Consider the following 20,622-nt stretch of genomic DNA (forward strand, 5'->3'; position numbering starts at 1 on the left):
GGAGAATAGGTGACTATTTATTCAACAAAATAACATACAACGACTTTTTATAAACATTGTATATTAGTTAGTTATGTTTTCTAAAGAGCTACAGTTTTCCCACTAAATCAGTAGTATGACACTAAACGGAGATACATTTTATATTTTAATCGATACTTGGTTTACAAGTATAAGTTTACTTAAAAAACTACGTAGTATCTGTGGGAAAACTCATATTATTGGCATGTATAAATACAATAGCAAGATTGAAGCTCAGTCGGAGATTAAAACGATTTCACAGCTTAAAAAACAAGACAAAAAACCTAAAAGATGTCGTAAATTCAACTATTATTATCACTCTTATATAGCTAGTATTGAGGGGCTTGATGTGGCTGTATTTGTTTCAAAACGTGGCGTTAATGGTAAATGGCATACATTAATAACTACAGATACATCATTAAAATTCGTCAAAGCAATAGAAATATATAGCATCCGATGGTCGATAGAGGTATTCTTCAAAGAAGCTAAACAGCTTTTTGGACTTGGTAAAGCTCAATCGACAAACTTTAATATTCAGATAGCGCAAACAACTATTGTGTTTGTACAGTATTTACTCATAAGTATCCGCTATAGAATGGAGGCTTATGAAACTATTGGAGGTCTATTTAAAGACCTTAAACAAGATTATATTGAAAACAAATTGAACGTTAGATTATTAGCTGTAGTAGCCTTAATACTTGATGTTTTGGAAAAATTGGTAGAGTCTATTGATATTCATGATATTACAACTAAAATAATTGATAATATTGAATCTTTTGGACTTTTATCCAATAATTACCACTTTAAATATCAACCTACTACGTGAAAGTAAATTGGTGCGAAACTTGAGTTAAGTATTAATAAAACTCGTATTATTGTACAAGATTCACCTGAATATATAGAACTAATAACAGAACAATTGAATATCAATAATATGAGAAACTATATTTTATCAATTATCATATGTCTTATTGCTAATATTTCATTAGCCCAAGTTAATATTACTGATACAATTGTTGTAAGCATAACTAAAGACAAAAGCTACAGACTAGTAGAAGAAAAAAATAAAATCTCAAGTATTTTTTTGCCTTCAAATGATGGGGGAGCTCGTTTAGACACTTATGAATTTACATTTCTTGAAGAAGTACCTACTTATGCTTTTACAAAAGAATACTCTATAAATGATCTTGATAAGTTTATGTTAGACTACTACTATAATAATATCTATAATAAAAAATTCTTAGATCTTGGCAGAATGTATTTTGGTAATTATAATTTTACAAATCTTTTTGTTAGAGTAAAATCAGATAACGCAGAGAAACTATATAAGGTTAGGTTTAACTATATATCCGTTTCATATTAATATAACCCTAATTTTATAGACTTATCTCTTATAATACAGTTTTGGAATCCTAAACTACTGTAAATCTTTTACTTGATTTAAAAAAGCATTAGAATACAACTTAAAAGAATATAAAAATGCAAAAAACAAAACCACTTGTAAATAAACACTACTTTAAATTTATACTACTGCTATTAATACTAATTGCTTTCAAACCTTTATTTGGCCAAAAAATAACAGTAAAACAGGTTCTTGTTTTAGATACTGATAAAGAGTTACTAAATAGTTCTACCGAGTGGTTTTCTTTCAATAAATCTAAAGAAAAATGGCAATATAAAAATAGTTCAGATAATTTCTATTTTGACTTAATCCAAGAAGTTAACTTAGATGAAATACCGAAAAATCATAAAGTAATATCTTTAAATCAGTTTTATCTTGATATTGAAGAACAATATAGACAAATTCATAAAGAAAACTACCAAGAAGAACTTTGGAAAAATATGTTTTCTTATAAAAGAAATTTCAGATATAGTAACCTATATATAAAATTGAATAAAGAAAACTCAATAAAGTATTACAAAGTAAATTTTGATTATCAGTGGACATCTCATTAGAAGTGTGTACTAAGCATAAAAAGGTTGAGTCAGGCTTTTTTTATTTTATCACTTTAACATTGATTTACTGTAATAAGTAGTGTACTTTCACCAGAATATACATGTAGTATCCAAACAGCTTTTTTTTACGTAGACTAGTTAGTTTTTTTTTATGATTTATTTTTTTTTAGAGGTTTTATAACTGTTTATAAAATCCTGTTTTTTAATATAATGCATTGAAATTGCATATAAAACAACGCCTGTAAAATTATAAGAACCTGTTTTTTCAAGTAAACCTTCTTTGTGTTTTTCAACTGTCCTACAACTAATATGTAAGATATCAGCTATTTCAGAGGAGCTAAGCTGTCTAGCGCTAAGAGTTATAATTTCTAATTCTCTTTGGGAGAAAACACATGTGGTGTTTTCTATATCAAAGCTAAGTTTTATTAGAGTCTTTCTAACCCTTTTACCAAAATACTCTAACGATTTGTTAACTGTTAAAATAGCTTTTTCAATATCCTTTGATTTTGCTTTTTTACTTAAGTATCCTGAGATATTAAACTTAAGCATTCTAGCGATACTATGATGATCATAAAAGCTAGAAAGTATAATTACCTTTAAAGAAGGATAGATTTTATTTAACTCTGCCACTGTTTGATAGCCATCCATTTTAGGCATCTGAATATCTAAAAATACAATATCAACCTCTACTGTCTTTAAGCCTTGTAATAATTTTAGCCCATTAGAACTTTTTAAGACCACCTCTACAGAGCTAATCCTAGATATGATCAATTCAAAACCATCTCGAAAGACTGTGTGATCATCTACTATTGCTACTTTTATTATTTTGCTTTGCATAATAAATACCTATTGCATTTGAATTCTCTTCTCTTATATGCCTAAAATCAGCATTAATTTGTTTTAATCTAGCATGTATATTACTAAGACCTATACCCTTTTTGGCGTTATCACTTTTTATATCAGAATCATATCCTATTCCATTATCACTAATTAATAAGATAAATTTACCCTTATCCCAAAGAAGTCTTAAACTTACCTTACTAGCCCCACTGTGCTTTATGATGTTTTGTATCAACTCTTGAACTACTCTATAAAAAGTTAGTTTTACATTTTGATCTAACTCAAAACTAACTGGCTCATAGTGATAACTAAACTCAATACTACTTGCCTTGTTAATTCGGCCTATATAATCAGATAAAATACTCTCTAAAGGATTATCCTCAATATAAGGTGGAGATAAATGATAACTCAGCTCTTGAAGCTGATTATAAGTGTTTAAAGTTATTTTCTTTATCTGTTTTAAGGCATCTTTTTTTGTCTTTTTATCTTGATAGAGTTTTATTATCTGTAGAGAACTTAACACACATGCCAACTCGTTACATACCCCATCGTGAAGCTCCCTGGCTATGCGCGCTCTTTCTTTGTGCTCTGCTTCCAAAATAATACTAAGGCGCTGTTTTAAAAGAGTAATTTGATACTCTTTAAGTCTTTTTTGATACAATATCACCACAGCTATAACCACACAGCACAGGACTGTAGCTAAGATTGTGCCTAACCAAAACATAATAGTTATTTTATTTTCCATATTCCAATAGATATTACAATTCTAAGGGCTAAACTCGCTAGAATATTAATTAACCAATAATCTAAAAAATACAATTTGTTATCCGCTCTATAACTACACAACACAAACAAAGGTATAGTCACACTATAATAAACAAAAAGGCCTATTACCATATAAAAATCAGCCCTTTTAAAGAGTCTTAGGCTTGTTTTTTGAATAAAATTCTGATTAATGACAATAAAACTAGAAACAATCACAAAAATCATTACAAAGACCTTATTTATGGTTTTTGACACTAGAAAAAATTCATTAGTTAAAAAGCGAAATGACAACAGATAAACAATCATAAAAATACCCAAGAACACATAAAAGTAAACCTTGGGTCTATAATTTAACAGGTTTATAAATAAATAAAACAGAGCTATAAACTCCAATAGAGAATAAACTTGAAACCAAACAATAACATTTACCTTTAAAATAAGACTTGCTATTGTTTCATATAAAGAGGCTATAAAAAATAATAAAACAATGCCTATATAAGCCTTATTACATTTAATACCCTTTTGCCTTTTATACAAGTAAAGACAAAAGGGTATAATGCCAAAGAATAAAGTCACTACTATTATTGCCATAGATATATTAACTACTTCTTATCCTAAAGTATTATTATCCGGACAAGCAGGAGGACAAGTGATTAATTCCTCTAGGATAATTCCATCACTGATATCCTGCCCTATTTGATTTACTCCTACTAAAACCATATTGATTAAAGAGGTTTGTTTATTGAGCCCTGGATAGATACGCATACCTATACAATTGTTTTGACCCAAAAGAGCTTGTAGTTTATCTATTCCTACATAATAGCTATTTATAGCATTTGGATTCTGAGCTTTAAACTCAGAAATATACTCAATAGCTTTTTGCTTTGTGATTACTTGACCACTTTGATTTGAAATTTTCATAAAAATACATATTTATAATTAATCCATAAAGTTCTTTATATTAAATTACAAAGTCAATACGTATTTATACGCAATTATACGTATAAATACGTATTGATTAGATTAAATGATTTTATTTATTTAGCACAGTTATCTAAAAATTAACATTTATGATAAACATAAAAAACAAAACCAACCTTAATAAAAAATACAACTCATGAATCAAACAACAACAAAAAATGTTCTTACCAAGATCACCCAAAAAGAGACTGACTTAGGATTGTTAGAGTCTTTTTCTATGTCAAAGGCATTAGAAATGGTTGATTATCTAAAATCTGTTTTAATACAAATTAAAAAACAAGTTCTTCTCTATGGCTTTGCTAGTGAAGAACAAGAAATTGATTTTTTTAAAAACACTAAACCTTTAATTCTTGGTAAACTTATATTCTACAATAAACTCTACTTTTTTAAGAGTGAATCTCCAAGTGATATAGTATCAACTAAGCTATACTACCAAGAAAAACTAAATGAACTACATCTTGAGTACAAAAAACATCTTCTTTATAGTGATCTATATAAGTATTATAAAACAAATTCTACCCATAGAGATATAGAGTACTTTACAACAGGTAAAATAAACAAAACAAATCTAGTTAGTACCTATAGCTTTGAAATAGATCCTCGTTTCTCAACCCTATATGATTATAAACTAGCACGCATTATAGCCTATGAACTACTAAGTGAATATTTAAACCAAAAAACAATAACTCATAATAACTTAAGTAGTACAGCTACAAAAAACAGTATAACCTGGTCAGAATCAAACAGTGCTTTAATAGAATTAATATACGCCTTGTATGTAACAAAATCAATAAACCATGGTAAGGTTAAAATAAAAAAACTATCAAAAGCTTTAGGACAAGTTTTCCAAATTAATATCTCAGATAATATTCATCATACCTTTCACCGGATGAAAACAAGAAATTACTCAAGGACAATGTTTTTAGATAAATTAAAAAAATCCCTTGAGGACTATATGGATAAGGACTACTAGCATAGGAATTAAAACTATCTCGTATCAATATATTATATCTTATCGTTTTGAAAACAACAAGATAATGATATTAAACTTTCCAAAGTGGCAGGGTTTGAACCGAAATAACTACAAAAACACAGAGCGTCTGACTACAAATGATAAAAGGTCTGTTTTCAAAACAAAAACAGACCTTTTATATGTTTAATCCAAGAATATCTAGTACTTTTTCATGCTCTTAAACAATCCATATACTTGAGAGTATTCTGGCTCTTTAATCACTTTTACTTCTGCAACACCTTCTAATCTAGCAGATGTAATATAACGACACAACAATAGATAAATCTCTTTCGCTTCTTGATCTACATTTATCTCTAACTGCATTGGTCTATCATCTGCAGTCTCTTGATCAGTTAAACTTGCTCAATCATTGTTATTAAACATATTTATAATATGCATATCATCAGGTCCAAATGGCTCTGTTCCACGCTCAGGATGAGCAAACTTAACCATTCCTCCCATAGAGGTAATTTTTCCACCACTTTTTTTACTATAAATTTCAGTTCCTCCTAAGTAGGTATAACCTGCAGCAAATAATACACCTACGATGGCTGTACCAAGTACTAACCATCCCTCCATAATAATACCTGGGAAAATGATTAAAACAAGAAAACCTAAGGTAAAGATACCTCCTATTACTTTCTTTGTTACGTTTGTTCTTTCTTCAAAATGTTCTGGTTGAGATTTAAAAAACTCAAACAATTGATCTGGATACTTCTGTTTCATAATTTTACAATTTATTATTTATATTTCACTTAAATTCATCATACTACGCGATAAACACACATTATTATAGAAGTTATTCACGCTGTTGCCTTTTGCTATTTTAGTATTGTCAAGCCCTAATAATCCTTCTGGAATATTAATTGCTGCATAGAAGTGATTAAAAGCATATGAAATCATTATATCTTTATCATATCTCTTTTTAAGTTCTACCATTTTTCTCATTCTACTAGGCGTTAATATATAACGGGCTAAAGTATCATCACTACTATAAACAGTAAAGGCATGCTCAAACTCTACATCTTCCATTTTGATTAACTCAATTCCATCTCTATTTTTAAGTTTTTGAATATTATCTGCTAGGTAATCCATATGTTTCTCTAATTTATCAGGTACTATAATTACAATACCTCCTATATTTTTCTTTAAAGACACTGTACTAAACATTCCTCTAAAATCTAGGGTTATATCTTCCATTCTCTTTGAGAATATCCCTCTAAACATATAGATAACAACTGTGATAAATGTTCCTACTGAAGACTTAGAAAGCCAATACATCAATGTACTCTTTTTAAGTCCTATATCATTAATTGTTATTGTGCTACCTTTGATAATTAAAACAAATAGAGGTATGATTATATAAAGTATTGTACTGTTATCTATTTGATCAAACCATTGACTATGAGTATAAATTAGAATATTAAATAAACCACTATGGACTGAAAGTCCATAGTGGTTTATTTAGGACGCTATTGGTAATATATTGATTTATATTTAATTAAGTTGTTTTTAAGGGGGCGACTAATTAACAATAAGATGAGTTGTTTTTAAGGGCTGACTAATTAAACACCTCTGGTTTGTTTTTTTCTTTATCAGCCTCCTGGCCTTTACAGCTACTAATACAAGCAACAGCAAGAATCAAAAACAATCTACTTATCACACTTTTCATTTCTTTTTTGCTTACAAGTTACTAAATCTAATAACCAAATAAAAAGAGTGAATTTGACTATATCGTCATAGGTAGACCAAAAAAAATAGGTAGCCATTACGACTACCTATCTTTTACTTAAAAAATTTCTATTCTATTACTTATTGGCTAATCTACTTATTAACTCAATAAATAAGTTAGCTGTAAATGGTGCGTTATCTGTACTTGCACTAGTTCTATTAAAATCATCTTTATATACTTCTCCTGTAGCAGCATCTATATAAGCTCCATTGACAAACATTCCATCATACCAGCTTGAACCTATTGGTGCCCAAATTAAGTTTTCATACTTTTTATGAACAAACACTGTTCCTCGTTTTTCATTTCCTCTGTCTGTTATTAAAGGTCTATACTCAGTATTTGTAGCATCAAAAGCAGGTTTATATCCATCATCAACTTCACTTCTATAATACCAGTGAACATTTTTATATACCTTATTAATTGTGTGGTATTTATAACCACTCTTTTCACTTGTCAGAGGTTCTGATATATTGTGGACATAAGTTTTAAAACCACGATCATATGCATAGCTTTGCACTTCTAAACTTTGGTCTTTATTAAATCGTTTGATTAATTCTAAACCATAAGGTTCATTAATTTCTCCTATGTATTGCCCTTTAATTTCTTCACCTATAATTTTAATATAGTCCCCTTTTAAGTTCTTATTCTCATGTAAATAAGTTGTATACATAAAAAATATTCCTTCATCATTAATCGTATAATTATAGATTGCATCAGCAATATCCTTATCTAATGCTCCGATACCATATTGCCCTGAGATCATAATAAAGTTGTACTTCTTCGCTTTAATATCTTTTAAAATTTGAACTCTATTCATCTCATTATTATCTCTATACGTATCGTAAGTTGTTACTTTTACTTCACCTGTTTCTACAAAGACACCATCTTCACCAAATCTTGCTTTTCCATTTCTATTTTTCCCAGTAAAGAACAATGCTTCATTAGAATCTCCATTACGAGCATTCTTAAGTATTAAAACATTTATATCTCCGTATCCCACTTTTACTTTTATTCCAGAACAGCTACTATTAGACATATCATTAGCTACCAAGTTCACTGAGTATTCTCCTCTTTGAGTAGGTATAACAGTCTTATCTACTGGATGTAATATTACCTCTTGTATTCCAGTATTAGTAAATACTTGTTTTACCCCATCTTTAGATGTGCTAAACAATATTCCATCTACAGGAGCGCTAGTATTTATCTCATACTCTCCAGGTACTGTTACATTTACCTTAGCTATAATATAATAACTATCTCCAATTACTTTATTATATGGAATAGCTCCTCTGTTTGACTTTACAGAGCTACAATCAATTGTATAGGCTACTGGTTTTTTCTCTAGTGGAAGATTATACTCAGTACCATCTACAATATTAAAGCGCTTTCCATCCCCTTTTAAAGTTAGGTTTACAAACTCAGACTTAGGTAAAATCCCACCTTTTACAGCAGTGAATTTCACTATCTGAGTTTTAGCATTCTCACTAGGCATAGCCAGCATTACCCTTTCGGATTTAAATAAAATCCCTTGACCATTGCTTAAACTCAAAGTAGCATATCCTGAATTAATTACCTCAATTGGCAATTCTAGAGTATGTTTCTCATTTAGGTTCTCTCCTTGATAATATGGCTCTTTTCCTAGATTAATATCAGTAAACAAGGCCTTTAATTCTGTCTCCTCTACTTTTAGTTGAGCCTTGCTACCATTAATTGTAGTAATAGGATTTTTAGTATTTACCTCAAAGATAAACTCATATGGATCTATATCGTTTTCTACAGGAATATTCTCTCCCTCTACAGGTTCTAATATTAATATTTTATCTGCTGGAGTAACTTTTTTAGAAGCTATAAACTTCATTCCCAATCTTTTATTAGTTGCTACTACTGTTGCTAAACCACCTGATTTTACTTCAATATCAATTTCTATCTTATGCCCTGACTTTAAACTTGTAGGAATACCAACATTATACTTTTTAGTTGCGAAATAAACTTTACTACCAATTTTAAAGTCAAGCTCAGCTGGTTCTACCCTTAATTCTGTATTAGTACACACTTTTGAATCTATACCATTAACAGTAAACTGTAATTTATCTCCTCTTATACTACCTGTTTGATCATATCCTTTAATAGGTGTTCCCATTGCTTTAAGCACTACTTCGTAAGTCCCTATTGCCTGAAACTGTCCTTCACCAGAGAAGAAATAACCATTATTACCACTAGCTGAGATGGTAAAAGTTCCTACTTGATTCACCTTTAGCTTAACGATCATAAACTGTTTTGTTGGATCTAAAGCAACACCTTGTTGTAACAAAGGCTTTTCATCAACTATATTAAACCCTGTAAAACTAATACTTTCACAGCTGTCCTCTGCTAGATCTAATTTAGCTGGTGGTAGTGTTCCACATAAGCTCATCCATTTACTTGCTCTCTCACTCCAATACTCCACACAGTCATTATCTATATTATAGACAGCTAGACCGTTGTCTTTTCCCATTTCTTTTTTGATAGCATCTCTTTGTATGGTAGTCATACGAGGCAAAAAGAATCCCTTAGAGGTACTCTCTAAATCTAATATAGCATTAGTTCTAACTTCCTTATCCGTTATCACATCTGTAATACGGGTCCCCATAGTCTTGTTTACTTGCCCATACATTGTGATATGGCTCAAACACAGTATTGCTACTACGACTATATATCTTATTACTTTATTTAAAAAACTCATAACTTCCTTTGTTTTTTCACCCTATTTGTTTTGTTTTACATATTCCAGTAGCTCTTTGAATTGATCTTTTAGCTCATTGATTTCACTTTTTTGAAGATCAATCACTTTTTGCTGTTCTATGGTATGTAGATATAACTCCTCTACCTTCTCTAAGAGCTGAACACTTAATTCTGATACATTAATTAAGTATCCTTGCTCAAGAGATTTATCAAGTTCTTTTATAGGAGTAATACCTGGAAGGTGATAGTGATTCTTAATATAAGACTCTACAGTGCTTAAGTCTTTAAAACTATACTCTAGGTTTAAATCAGAAGCTTCATTAGTATAATAATTCTCAAATACATAATCTGCATAGTAACTATTACGAGCATAGATACTACCGTTAATGCGTAGTTTCTCATCTTGCTTAGGCTTCGCAATTGCGCTTTTTGCTTCCTCTGGGCTAAGTCCTATTCCTACCCATCCACTAGTGAATATGTTATCTTTTATACTCTGGGCCTCCGTGTTATCCTCTGGTTTATGCCAAGGTTCTCTAACCACACCTCGCATACTTACTTGTTGTACATTTCCTCTTTCATTGATAAAGACAAGATTGTCGTTCTGATCAATATTAAGGCTAGTAACTGTTTCACTGCGTTTCACTGCATCAATAAGACTTAACGTATTGCTTATTCCCTTATCATTCGTGTAGATTAATCCTGTGCCAGATCCATCTATTTTTAAACCAGTAATAGCAGGTACACTATCATTATCAGCCCCTAAAAGGTCCTTAATAGCATATCTTATTGTATCTTTATTCTCATCTGTATAGGCTAACTCTAATTCTTTAGTAGTCCTTTCATAGCGTACTCCTTTTTCAAGCTCTTCCTCTAAAGTTAACTTCTTTCTATAAGCCTGTTTATCCGAATAATGATACAATTCGAATTGCTCTAAACCAAAACTAGTAAGTGTTTGATTTTGCTGTACTAAATGTGGTATATCAAGTACTAATCTACCTGGAGCATTAGTATCATTGGCCTGGTTCTTATCAGGGGTATAGATAAAAACACCTGTACCTTTTCCATCTTTTATTTCTTCGATAAACGATTCTTGTATCTGACCATCTAATATTGTTTGATGATCATCACTAGTTAGTACTCTTACCCATTTACCAGAGGAAGTCTCTTGGTTAATAGTCCAGTAGTAATATCCTTTTTCTACTGTTTTAGTACCTTTATTAAACACTAGTAAACTCTCTTTTATATTCGTTTTTATTGGTGCCTTATCTGTTATATTATTGATTTGTACATTAGGAATAAGCACCCCGTGCTGATCTGATTCTATGTGTAGTAATGCACTTGGATCAGGGGCCGAAACTCCTATTGAAAAACTTTTACCACTCTGGGCATATGTAAAACTACCTATGCATAAACAAGCGATTATGAGTATCTTTTGTTTCATTTCTTCTAATTTTTTTAGAGTCACTATTCTGTAACTCTGTAGTAGGTTAAAATAGCTTTTAGTTAGAACTAAATATACTAAAAAAAGGTAATATTTATTCTTGTCTTAATATTATATCTTCTTAGTACTTATTAGCTCTACTATCATTCCATATTGCCCTTGTGGAAGGGTTAAATAAAAATTAGGCGTTCCTAGACTAAACTTTAAAACTCCCTCTTGACTAACCTCAATATCTGTAACACTAATGTCTATAAGCTTATAATTACTATCTAATAACATAATCTTAAAGACTTCGCCTTTACTTAACAGCTCTAAAACGCTCTTATTAAGACTTACTCCCTTAGCCTCAGCATTATCACTCTCTAAACTAGTAGTTGTATAAAAACTATATATATAGTTTCCTTTAATAGATTTTCCTATATAAGATACCTTCTCTGAAATATTATACCCAAGTTTATCTTTAAGCTCAAAAACAACTTCTTCTGATGCATTAGTAATATTGTCTATTAATCCTGGTAATAAGTTTAGCTCTTCTATTATTTCTTTTCCATTCTCGTCTTTACTCTTCACATAAAGAACCTGTTCTTTCCCTGCCCCTATTTTACCATAATAGACATTACCACCTATTTGTTTTTCCTCTATTACATTTAGAATTTCCTGTTTATCCACAAAAGATGTCCAGTTAGTTCCTGTCCAATAGTAATACCCACTTACTAAGTCTTTGGTAGGGTTAGTTGTTTGATTAAAAATAACTAATCCTATATGACGTGGGTCATTCTTATCTCCATTTATAGGAGCAAATACATTCTTGTCTGTCAAGGCTACTTTAGGTAATAATACCCCTTTGTTGCCATCCGGACTGTGAACCTCTAGCATAGATGCTGAAGTAGGTTTCTGTACACCTATTCCTACTTGGGCATATCCTGTGACAGATATACCCATTAAGAATAACATTAAACTAAACTTTCTCATACTTCTTCTTTATTTTATTTAGAAGCAGTGTATTCAAAAACTACTTCATAATCTCCATTTTCTAATGTCATATACATTCCATTTTGACCAAAACTGAATGTAAATTCATTTCCACTTACCACAACATCAGTAACTGTAGATACCACTACTTGCTTTGTTTTAGGATTAATTACTTTTGCAGAAAGTAATGTCTCCATTTTCTCACCTGTTGGTTCATAAGTAACTGTTAAGTTTCCATTTTCCATTTTCTCAACTTTCTTAGAAGGTACTACTTTAATTGTACCTACAAATGTTACATCATATTCATCATCATGCTTAACCTCTACAGTACGTTTACCTTTATAAACCTTACTATTATCAATAGATGCATTAATAGATACATCGTGCTGATCTTTTAAGATATTAACTTGTGTCTGTTCTAATATCTTCTCAACAATAGAGTTGTTAACTGTATTCTCAATTACTTTTAAAATGTCTTGTGAGATATCAATCTGTGTCTTATTACCATCTTTATCCATTGTATAAAGTACATCTCCATTTACTCCTGTAACCTCTCCGAAGTAGACATTCCCTCCTGTTGTAGAATGATAATTATTTACTGTTTTAAAGATTTCTTTTTTAAGGGTTTCATTATGCTCAATTGAGTTAATAATATCACTAGTCATATTAATATAATGAACCTTTCCACCCTCAGCGTTGTAAGCGTAATAGATATCTCCGCTCTCTAATTTTGCTACATCTAAAGAATCCGTTTTACTCTCTACTCCTTCTTTACCATTTTCTGTAACTGAGTATTTGAAAATAGAGGTTTGTGTTTCTTGAGGTGTTAGATCTACTTCAATAATATTATCATTCTCATCCTTATAAACTAAATACTTAATCCCTCCTTTTTCCTGAATCCAAACGTTATTAGGAGCATCTTTAATGATATTATTAATAATCTCAGTGTTGTTAGTGTTCTCGAGGATTTCTTTGAAGTTATTGTTAACTACTCCTAATACATCGATTGGTGTCCCTAATGAATCTTCCATTTCTGTGTTAGGAAGTTTATTTGCGTTTCCAGGAAGTTTTAACCAATCTGTGATTTGTTTCTCAGAAAAGTAAATATATTTAGAAACTACTTCTTTTCCCTCCACTGTAGTTGTTACTTCTCTAACAAATGTGTTCGTTTCAGTATCTTTAATAGCCTCGTTAAAGTCTATTTTCATCTGATCATATCCACCACCTTGTTTTGGTAATAGGTAAGTAAACACATGCGAGTCTGGGTTATATGAAACTAAATAACTAATATCAGTATCTCCTTTTCCTCCATCAATATTGGTAATATTTTTAATTTCATTATTGATTTGAGTAATCTGCTCCTGAACTTGACTATCTGCAGATACTTTTTCCCACTTGGTAGTATCCCAGTAGTAAAAACCTGTCTGAAGAGTTTTTCCTATATTATAAACGATTACTCCTTCTGGATTCTTACCGCCATTTAAAAGGTGTGTCTCACTTGATAAAGCTATTCTTGGGATAAGAACCCCTTTATTAGTTGCTTGAATATCAAGCATAGCTGCTTTATCAATTCTTTTTGTTCCAATACCGAAACCTGATTTATCTTGTGCTACTGTTATAGTAGTTAATGCTAATGCTAATAGAATAAATATATTTTTTTTCATCTTTGTCTTTTTAAAATTTCTAATTAATCTCTTGTGTTAATACTACTTAGTTGCTACATAATCAATAATAACTTGGTAATCTCCTGATAGTAATGTTGCATGTAGATTACCCATTCCAAATTTGAAGGTTAATGCTCCGTTTTCGTACTTCACATCAGTAACCGAGTTCTGTACTAATTGTTTGTTTTTTAAAATCTTAACGCTCAATAATGTCTCGAAATCAGCTATAGCAAACCCAGCATTAAACTGTGTATTATATAAAGCTCCTGCGTCTTCATCATAATTATCTACATGAGCCTCATACTTACCTTTATACACTGGTAAAGTGTCATGTGTTTCGTTAAGCTTTACTGATGATCCTATAACAACCTTAATTGCTGTCTGTTCTAATATCTTCTCAACAATAGAGTTGTTAACTGTATTCTCAATTACTTTTAAAATGTCTTGTGAGATATCAATCTGTGTCTTATTACCATCTTTATCCATTGTATAAAGTACATCTCCATTTACTCCTGTAACCTCTCCGAAGTAGACATTCCCTCCTGTTGTAGAATGATAATTATTTACTGTTTTAAAGATTTCTTTTTTAAGGGTTTCATTATGCTCAATTGAGTTAATAATATCACTAGTCATATTAATATAATGAACCTTTCCACCCTCAGCGTTGTAAGCGTAATAGATATCTCCGCTCTCTAATTTTGCTACATCTAAAGAATCCGTTTTACTCTCTACTCCTTCTTTACCATTTTCTGTAACTGAGTATTTGAAAATAGAGGTTTGTGTTTCTTGAGGTGTTAGATCTACTTCAATAATATTATCATTCTCATCCTTATAAACTAAATACTTAATCCCTCCTTTTTCCTGAATCCAAACGTTATTAGGAGCATCTTTAATGATATTATTAATAATCTCAGTGTTGTTAGTGTTCTCGAGGATTTCTTTGAAGTTATTGTTAACTACTCCTAATACATCGATTGGTGTCCCTAATGAATCTTCCATTTCTGTGTTAGGAAGTTTATTTGCGTTTCCAGGAAGTTTTAACCAATCTGTGATTTGTTTCTCAGAAAAGTAAATATATTTAGAAACTACTTCTTTTCCCTCCACTGTAGTTGTTACTTCTCTAACAAATGTGTTCGTTTCAGTATCTTTAATAGCCTCGTTAAAGTCTATTTTCATCTGATCATATCCACCACCTTGTTTTGGTAATAGGTAAGTAAACACATGCGAGTCTGGGTTATATGAAACTAAATAACTAATATCAGTATCTCCTTTTCCTCCATCAATATTGGTAATATTTTTAATTTCATTATTGATTTGAGTAATCTGCTCCTGAACTTGACTATCTGCAGATACTTTTTCCCACCTGGTAGTATCCCAGTAGTAAAAACCTGTCTGAAGAGTTTTTCCTATATTATAAACGATTACTCCTTCTGGATTCTTACCACCATTTAAAAGGTGTGTCTCACTTGATAAAGCTATTCTTGGGATAAGAACCCCTTTATTAGTTGCATCAACATCTAATACTGCTGCTGGACTAGGAACGTGTCCACCTATACTAAACCCTAAATCTTGTGCCTGTGCGCTTATTAAACCAAAACCTATTAAACAAACCGCTAAAAGTACTTTTCTTTTCATAAAATTTAATTAAAATTTCCACTTCTTATTTTACTATCACAAACATAACACAAATATACATTTACAACATAATTTTATTTTTTTTTACATAAACAAAAAAATATTAACACAGTAAAACTATTTAAATCACAAAAAACACATAATAAACAAAAAAAACAACAATTACTCTAAAAGGCGTAAAAACCACAAATAATAAATCCTTAAAAAGTATAAAATCCCCATTGGTGATTTTTATCAAATTGTAAAACATCATAATTTGTCAAACTCATAATTTGTGATGTGTATATACATGTTAAAAACAAATAGTAAATTGAATATTTTGCTAATTATACTTGATTGGTTCTGTAATTCACTTTAGATCTTTCCACTTCTTAAAATCACAACAACCTTCAAGTCAAATAATTATCACTTAACCTATATTACGATTACTGTATTATATTTTGACAATAATCTACTAAACAATAACTGTGCCAAAAAAGAAAGAAATCTCAAAAACAATATATAACACCAATACAAAACACTAATAATGAGACTTTTAGAAGTAAAACTATTTATATATATTTAATTTGTAACTTCTTGATTTTGATAGTTATTTTTCGCTTTAATAGTTCTAAATAGAGATATTTTACTTTTTTAAAGAGATTTGAAACTTATAAAACTTAGCTTTCGGCAACAAAAGAAGAGAAAAGATGTAATCTGTTAAAAAAATAAGAGTCGAAATTGACCTAATATTTACATTTTTTAACCTACCTGAGGGGTTCGTTAAAAACATACGATGCTTTATTTATAACTTAGTTAAGAAGATTTGTATTTATTCACATTTGGTGTGCTTAATAAAACTAGATAAAATAGCTATTAAATCTATACTCTGCTTATCTAGAGCCTCAGAAAAGTTAGTATTTAAAACAATACCTATATACAAGCTATTAAAGGTATAATAAGCGATAGACTAAACTATGGTAATATAAAAGTTACAGTATGCAGTATGCTATCAAATTGATACTATATCCCCCCTAAAATTCTCCTATTATTCAGATATATCGGAGATAGAACACTTCCTAATATATAACTGAACCATAGCTGGAGAAAATGACCTTATAATCTAGTATACATAGCTTATTGTCCTGAGGTTGTCCTATGATCGAAATAGTGGGCAGTGTTGGCAAGGGATTGAGGAAAATATCTATGGCATAAATTCTATACAGAGATACTTTTCACATACTTATATTTCGATATTTGGATTCTTAATGAGAATGTACTAAAAAACAAAAAAGCTATTCCATAAATACAGAATAACTCTTTTTGCTTTTATACAGACGGCATAGTTAGGGTTGACGTCTTTATAAATGAAAAGAAAAAAAAATTGTTTAGGCTATTTGATATTCTTACTACTATAAAATAGTAAAACTCTAAATACTTATAGAAATGAAAACGAACTATAATGTATTGCTTATCACACCACCTTTAAACTTGATTAAAAATAATATTAATTAACACAATTCATTGTAATATATTCGCTTATCATTTGTTTTTTTTAATTTAATCTTACACAAAACACCTCAATAAACCAAATAAACGTATAACATTATCCTTTCATTAACAATTAAGCAATAATCAAGGTACTTTATTATTGCTTTTAATTTCTCATATTGTCACTTAGTAGCACTTTTTACCAGTATCTATTAAAAAGCAACTACAGCAATGACAACTATTGTCTTTTTCTTTTAATTAATCTATAATATTCCTTTATAAAACTGTAAATCTTCCTATATACTATAATAAAATAAAAGAGGGTGACCTTCTCAAGCCGCCCTCTTTGTAACTTTAATTATTCTTAAGTGAAGCCATATCAATTACAAAACGGTATTTTACATCCCCTTTTAACAAGCGATCATATGCTTTATTAATATCCTGCATTTGAATAAGTTCAATATCTGAAGTAATATTGTGCTTACCACAGAAGTCTAACATTTCTTGTGTTTCCTTAATACCTCCGATTAAAGATCCTGAAAAGCTAATTCTATTTAATATCAAACTAAAAGCAGATACAGGAAGTGGATGTTCGGGAGCTCCTACTAGAGTTAAACCTCCATCTCTTTTAATCAGTGATAAATATGCGTTAATATCATGCTGAGCAGATACACAGTCTAGGATAAAATCAAGGGTTCTAGCATTGTTTTTCATTTGATTTGCATCTGTTGATAGAACTACATCATCAGCACCAAGACGTTTTGCATCTTCTACTTTCGATTGTGAAGTTGTAATAACAACTACATAAGCTCCCATAGCTTTAGCAATCTTTACTGCCATATGTCCTAAACCACCTATTCCTACAATACCTACTTTTTTACCTGGCCCTACATTAGCATGTCTAAGTGGTGAAAAAGTAGTTATACCTGCACATAAAAGTGGAGCTGTTGCAGCTAAATCTAAATTACTAGGTACACTTAAAACAAAATCCTCACCTACAACCACGCTCTCTGAGTATCGTATCCCCCAAATGTTTGCATATTTAAGTGCTTATCATGGCTAATGAACTACCTCGAGGTATCGCGTTACTCAAAAGATAATAGTAACTGATTTTTGTTGAACGACTTATATACAGTATTTTCTTCTCCTTGATTTTGAATGTATTTCTTAATTACATCCTCATTACCATATTGACCAACTGTATTTACATAATATCCACTTGTCCAAAAATTACCTCCCCATAACTGGTTTTTCACTTCTGGATGCAATCGAAAAATCTCTTTGGCAGTGATACTTTTCACTGTCCTTACAATTATCTCTACAGAAATCTTTGGCACACTTTGAATCAAAAAATGTACTTGATTCTCATCTGCTCCGATTTCAACAAAATGTATTTCATAACGTTCTGAAATCTTGCTACAAACTTCAACCAAACTAATTTCAACGTCCTCTGATAAAACATTTCTTTGATATTTTATAGGACAAACCAAATGGTAAAGTAGTAAGCTTTTATTATGTCGTTTCAAAATATGTTCGCTCATCAAACAAATATACTAATCTTTACTCTTCTGCCCCGAGGCAGAGCCTCGAGGAAATCTTTTGATTATATCAACCAAGGAACTGTACTTTACAGTATCTCTAACCTATCTAAACTATGGGCTGTATTTGATGCTTATGAGAATGACCTTCCGTTTATTAAAGAAAGAGATGTATTAGAATACACACTTCAGAGTTTACCTGGTGAAGTATTTAAAGGAAAGATTGCTTTTATCAACCCGATTATAGATGCTACTTCAAGAACAGCTAAAGTAAGGATTGAAACAGATAATAGAAAGAACAACTTAAAACCTGAGATGTACGCAAGTGCTAAGATCTCTGCTCCCTTAAAACAATACAACAAAGAGATGGTTATTCCTAAATCTACTGTATTATGGACAGGTAAGCGTTCTATCATCTATGTAAAACAACCTAATACCTCTACTCCTGCTTTTAAACTAAGAGAGATTGTTTTAGGACCTTCTTTAGGAGAGAACTATGTCGTGATGTCTGGACTAGAGAACGGAGAGGAAATCGTAACTAACGGGGTATTTACAGTAGATGCAAGTGCTCAGTTAGAAGGTAAACGCAGTATGATGAATAATGATGGAGCACCTGCCGCAACAGGACATGCTAACCACGGTGGCGACCATACCACTGCAGCGAATGCTAACTTAGAACACGCTATGCTTAAGGTAAAAGGAAACTGTGACTTGTGTAAAGAACGCATAGAAACAGCTGCCAAAAAAGTAAAAGGAGTATCTTCTGCTACTTGGGATGTAAAAGATAAGGTATTACACCTTAACTTTGATAAAAAGCTAACGTCTAAATCAGCGATCTCTAAAGCCGTAGCTAAAGTAGGTCACGATACAGAACTTGACAAGGCTACAGATGCTGATTACAAAGCGTTACACAGCTGTTACCAATTCGAGAGATAGGATTTTAGTTGACAGTGAACGGCTCACTGTTGAAGGTGGTAGGAACAAGACAGAATGAATAATATCTTGTGGACATTAAAATGATGGGCCAAAAGATGTAGTAGACATTCGCCCACACAAACAAAAAACGATAACGCGGATTTGCAATCCGTACTTTTAAGACGAAAAAACAAATACAAAAATAACAATCAAATGAAAAAAGTAATTTTAAGCTTTGCAGTATTAGCTCTTACACTTACTGCATGTAATGACAAAAAACAAGATACACAAGCTCCAGCAGTAACAGAAGAACACGCTGGACATGATCACGGTGATCATACTACTGCAGTAGCTGCAGAGAAAGTAACCACAGTAAAAGAATCTAATTTATTACAATCAAGTTTAGATGCTTACTTCTTAGTAAAGAAAGCGCTTCAAGAAGACAACTCAACTGAAGCTACTACAGCTGGTAAAACATTAGTAACTAACTTAAAAGCTGTAGTAACAGAAGACGCAGCTGCTAAAGAATTAGTAAAAGAGTTAATCGAAACAGCTACTAAATTAGAATCAACAGATATCAAAGTACAAAGAAGCGAATTCGAAGACCTTACTGAAGACTTAGTAAAACTAATCAGCATCGTAGGTACAGACAGAGTAGTATTTGAGCAATACTGTCCTATGTTTGACAATGGTGAAGGTGGTAAATGGTTAAGCGATGTAGAAGATCTATCTAACCCATTATATGGTTCTTCAATGCTTAAATGTGGAGCAAACCAAAACAAGATAGCTTTCGAAGCAAAGTAATTAGTATTTAAAAGCTAAAAATAACTAAACAGGGCATAAAACAATTAAGTTTTATGCCCTGTTTTTATTTATTTTCTTGTTTTGTAAAATATCAAAGTTCTAAATATTTCTGTAATCTTATTCCACTAATAAACACAGTGGAAGATATATACATTTTA

The 20,622-nt window shown here is 30.9% G+C and carries 17 protein-coding genes and 2 pseudogenes; 6 read left to right on the forward strand and 13 right to left on the reverse strand.

Going from position 1 to position 20,622, the window contains the following annotated elements:
* Positions 1-139: 139 nt before the first annotated feature.
* The 3 genes and pseudogenes from MYRA21_RS16260 to MYRA21_RS16270 form a co-directional block, all read left to right on the forward strand.
* Positions 140-844 (forward strand): annotated as a pseudogene (locus MYRA21_RS16260) (transposase); the annotation flags it as partial.
* Between the two features lie 108 nt (positions 845-952).
* Positions 953-1,381, forward strand: coding sequence for a hypothetical protein (locus MYRA21_RS16265; RefSeq protein ID WP_039329861.1), 429 nt, complete (start codon positions 953-955; stop codon positions 1,379-1,381).
* A gap of 116 nt (positions 1,382-1,497) precedes the next feature.
* The gene (locus MYRA21_RS16270; RefSeq protein WP_039329863.1) at positions 1,498-1,974 is read left to right on the forward strand and encodes a hypothetical protein; all 477 of its coding nucleotides are present in this window, start codon (positions 1,498-1,500) and stop codon (positions 1,972-1,974) included.
* 156 nt (positions 1,975-2,130) lie between these two features.
* Here MYRA21_RS16270 and MYRA21_RS16275 read toward each other — a convergent pair whose 3' ends face one another.
* The 3 genes from MYRA21_RS16275 to MYRA21_RS16290 form a co-directional block, all read right to left on the reverse strand.
* The gene (locus MYRA21_RS16275; RefSeq protein WP_039329864.1) at positions 2,131-2,811 is read right to left on the reverse strand and encodes a response regulator transcription factor; all 681 of its coding nucleotides are present in this window, start codon (positions 2,809-2,811) and stop codon (positions 2,131-2,133) included.
* Positions 2,774-3,559: a sensor histidine kinase gene (locus MYRA21_RS16280; RefSeq protein ID WP_039329866.1), complete on the reverse strand. Its 786-nt coding sequence runs from the start codon at positions 3,557-3,559 to the stop codon at positions 2,774-2,776. Before MYRA21_RS16280 ends, MYRA21_RS16275 begins: the two co-directional genes overlap by 38 nt.
* Before the next feature lie 629 nt (positions 3,560-4,188).
* A complete protein-coding gene (locus tag MYRA21_RS16290) occupies positions 4,189-4,500 on the reverse strand; it encodes a hypothetical protein (protein ID WP_039329868.1) in 312 nt (103 codons plus the stop codon).
* A gap of 196 nt (positions 4,501-4,696) precedes the next feature.
* On the opposite strand from MYRA21_RS16290, the gene MYRA21_RS16295 reads away from it, so the two are divergent.
* A complete protein-coding gene (locus tag MYRA21_RS16295; RefSeq protein ID WP_039329869.1) occupies positions 4,697-5,533 on the forward strand; it encodes an RteC domain-containing protein in 837 nt (278 codons plus the stop codon).
* Between the two features lie 198 nt (positions 5,534-5,731).
* On the opposite strand, the gene MYRA21_RS19095 is transcribed toward MYRA21_RS16295, so the two are convergent.
* The 10 genes and pseudogenes from MYRA21_RS19095 to tnpA all read right to left on the reverse strand — a co-directional run bounded on the left by MYRA21_RS19095 (position 5,732) and on the right by tnpA (position 18,748).
* Entirely contained in the window at positions 5,732-5,896 is a 165-nt protein-coding gene (locus MYRA21_RS19095; RefSeq protein WP_158437116.1) for a hypothetical protein, read from the reverse strand.
* A 39-nt stretch (positions 5,897-5,935) separates the two neighbouring features.
* Positions 5,936-6,298: a hypothetical protein gene (locus tag MYRA21_RS16300; protein ID WP_039329870.1), complete on the reverse strand. Its 363-nt coding sequence runs from the start codon at positions 6,296-6,298 to the stop codon at positions 5,936-5,938.
* 18 nt (positions 6,299-6,316) lie between these two features.
* Complete coding sequence (locus MYRA21_RS16305; protein WP_052237552.1) at positions 6,317-6,853, reverse strand: DUF3137 domain-containing protein; 537 nt, start codon at positions 6,851-6,853, stop codon at positions 6,317-6,319.
* Between the two features lie 527 nt (positions 6,854-7,380).
* Positions 7,381-10,026 (reverse strand): hypothetical protein, encoded by a 2,646-nt coding sequence (locus MYRA21_RS16310; protein WP_235279972.1) that lies wholly within the window; start codon positions 10,024-10,026, stop codon positions 7,381-7,383.
* A 21-nt stretch (positions 10,027-10,047) separates the two neighbouring features.
* Positions 10,048-11,466, reverse strand: coding sequence for a hypothetical protein (locus MYRA21_RS16315; protein ID WP_039330485.1), 1,419 nt, complete (start codon positions 11,464-11,466; stop codon positions 10,048-10,050).
* A 111-nt stretch (positions 11,467-11,577) separates the two neighbouring features.
* Entirely contained in the window at positions 11,578-12,438 is an 861-nt protein-coding gene (locus MYRA21_RS16320; RefSeq protein ID WP_039329872.1) for a hypothetical protein, read from the reverse strand.
* A 14-nt stretch (positions 12,439-12,452) separates the two neighbouring features.
* Positions 12,453-14,102, reverse strand: coding sequence for a hypothetical protein (locus MYRA21_RS16325; RefSeq protein WP_039329873.1), 1,650 nt, complete (start codon positions 14,100-14,102; stop codon positions 12,453-12,455).
* 42 nt (positions 14,103-14,144) lie between these two features.
* Entirely contained in the window at positions 14,145-15,737 is a 1,593-nt protein-coding gene (locus MYRA21_RS16330; protein ID WP_039329874.1) for a hypothetical protein, read from the reverse strand.
* A gap of 1,824 nt (positions 15,738-17,561) precedes the next feature.
* Positions 17,562-18,268 (reverse strand): annotated as a pseudogene (locus tag MYRA21_RS16335) (NAD(P)-dependent alcohol dehydrogenase); the annotation flags it as partial.
* Positions 18,269-18,292: 24 nt separating this feature from the next.
* Positions 18,293-18,748: an IS200/IS605 family transposase gene (gene tnpA, locus MYRA21_RS16340; RefSeq protein WP_039329875.1), complete on the reverse strand. Its 456-nt coding sequence runs from the start codon at positions 18,746-18,748 to the stop codon at positions 18,293-18,295.
* Here tnpA and MYRA21_RS16345 point away from each other — a divergent pair.
* Together MYRA21_RS16345 and MYRA21_RS16350 are read left to right on the forward strand one after the other, a co-directional pair.
* Positions 18,722-19,681 (forward strand): efflux RND transporter periplasmic adaptor subunit, encoded by a 960-nt coding sequence (locus MYRA21_RS16345; RefSeq protein WP_235279974.1) that lies wholly within the window; start codon positions 18,722-18,724, stop codon positions 19,679-19,681. The two genes, tnpA and MYRA21_RS16345, sit on opposite strands and share 27 nt — an antisense overlap.
* Positions 19,682-19,873: 192 nt before the next feature.
* Positions 19,874-20,464, forward strand: a complete 591-nt coding sequence (locus MYRA21_RS16350) for a DUF3347 domain-containing protein (RefSeq protein WP_039329877.1) — start codon at positions 19,874-19,876, stop codon at positions 20,462-20,464.
* Positions 20,465-20,622: the final 158 nt, after the last annotated feature.

It is taken from the genome of Myroides sp. A21 (genome assembly GCF_000807225.1).
Classification (GTDB): Bacteria; Bacteroidota; Bacteroidia; order Flavobacteriales; family Flavobacteriaceae; genus Flavobacterium; species Flavobacterium odoratimimum.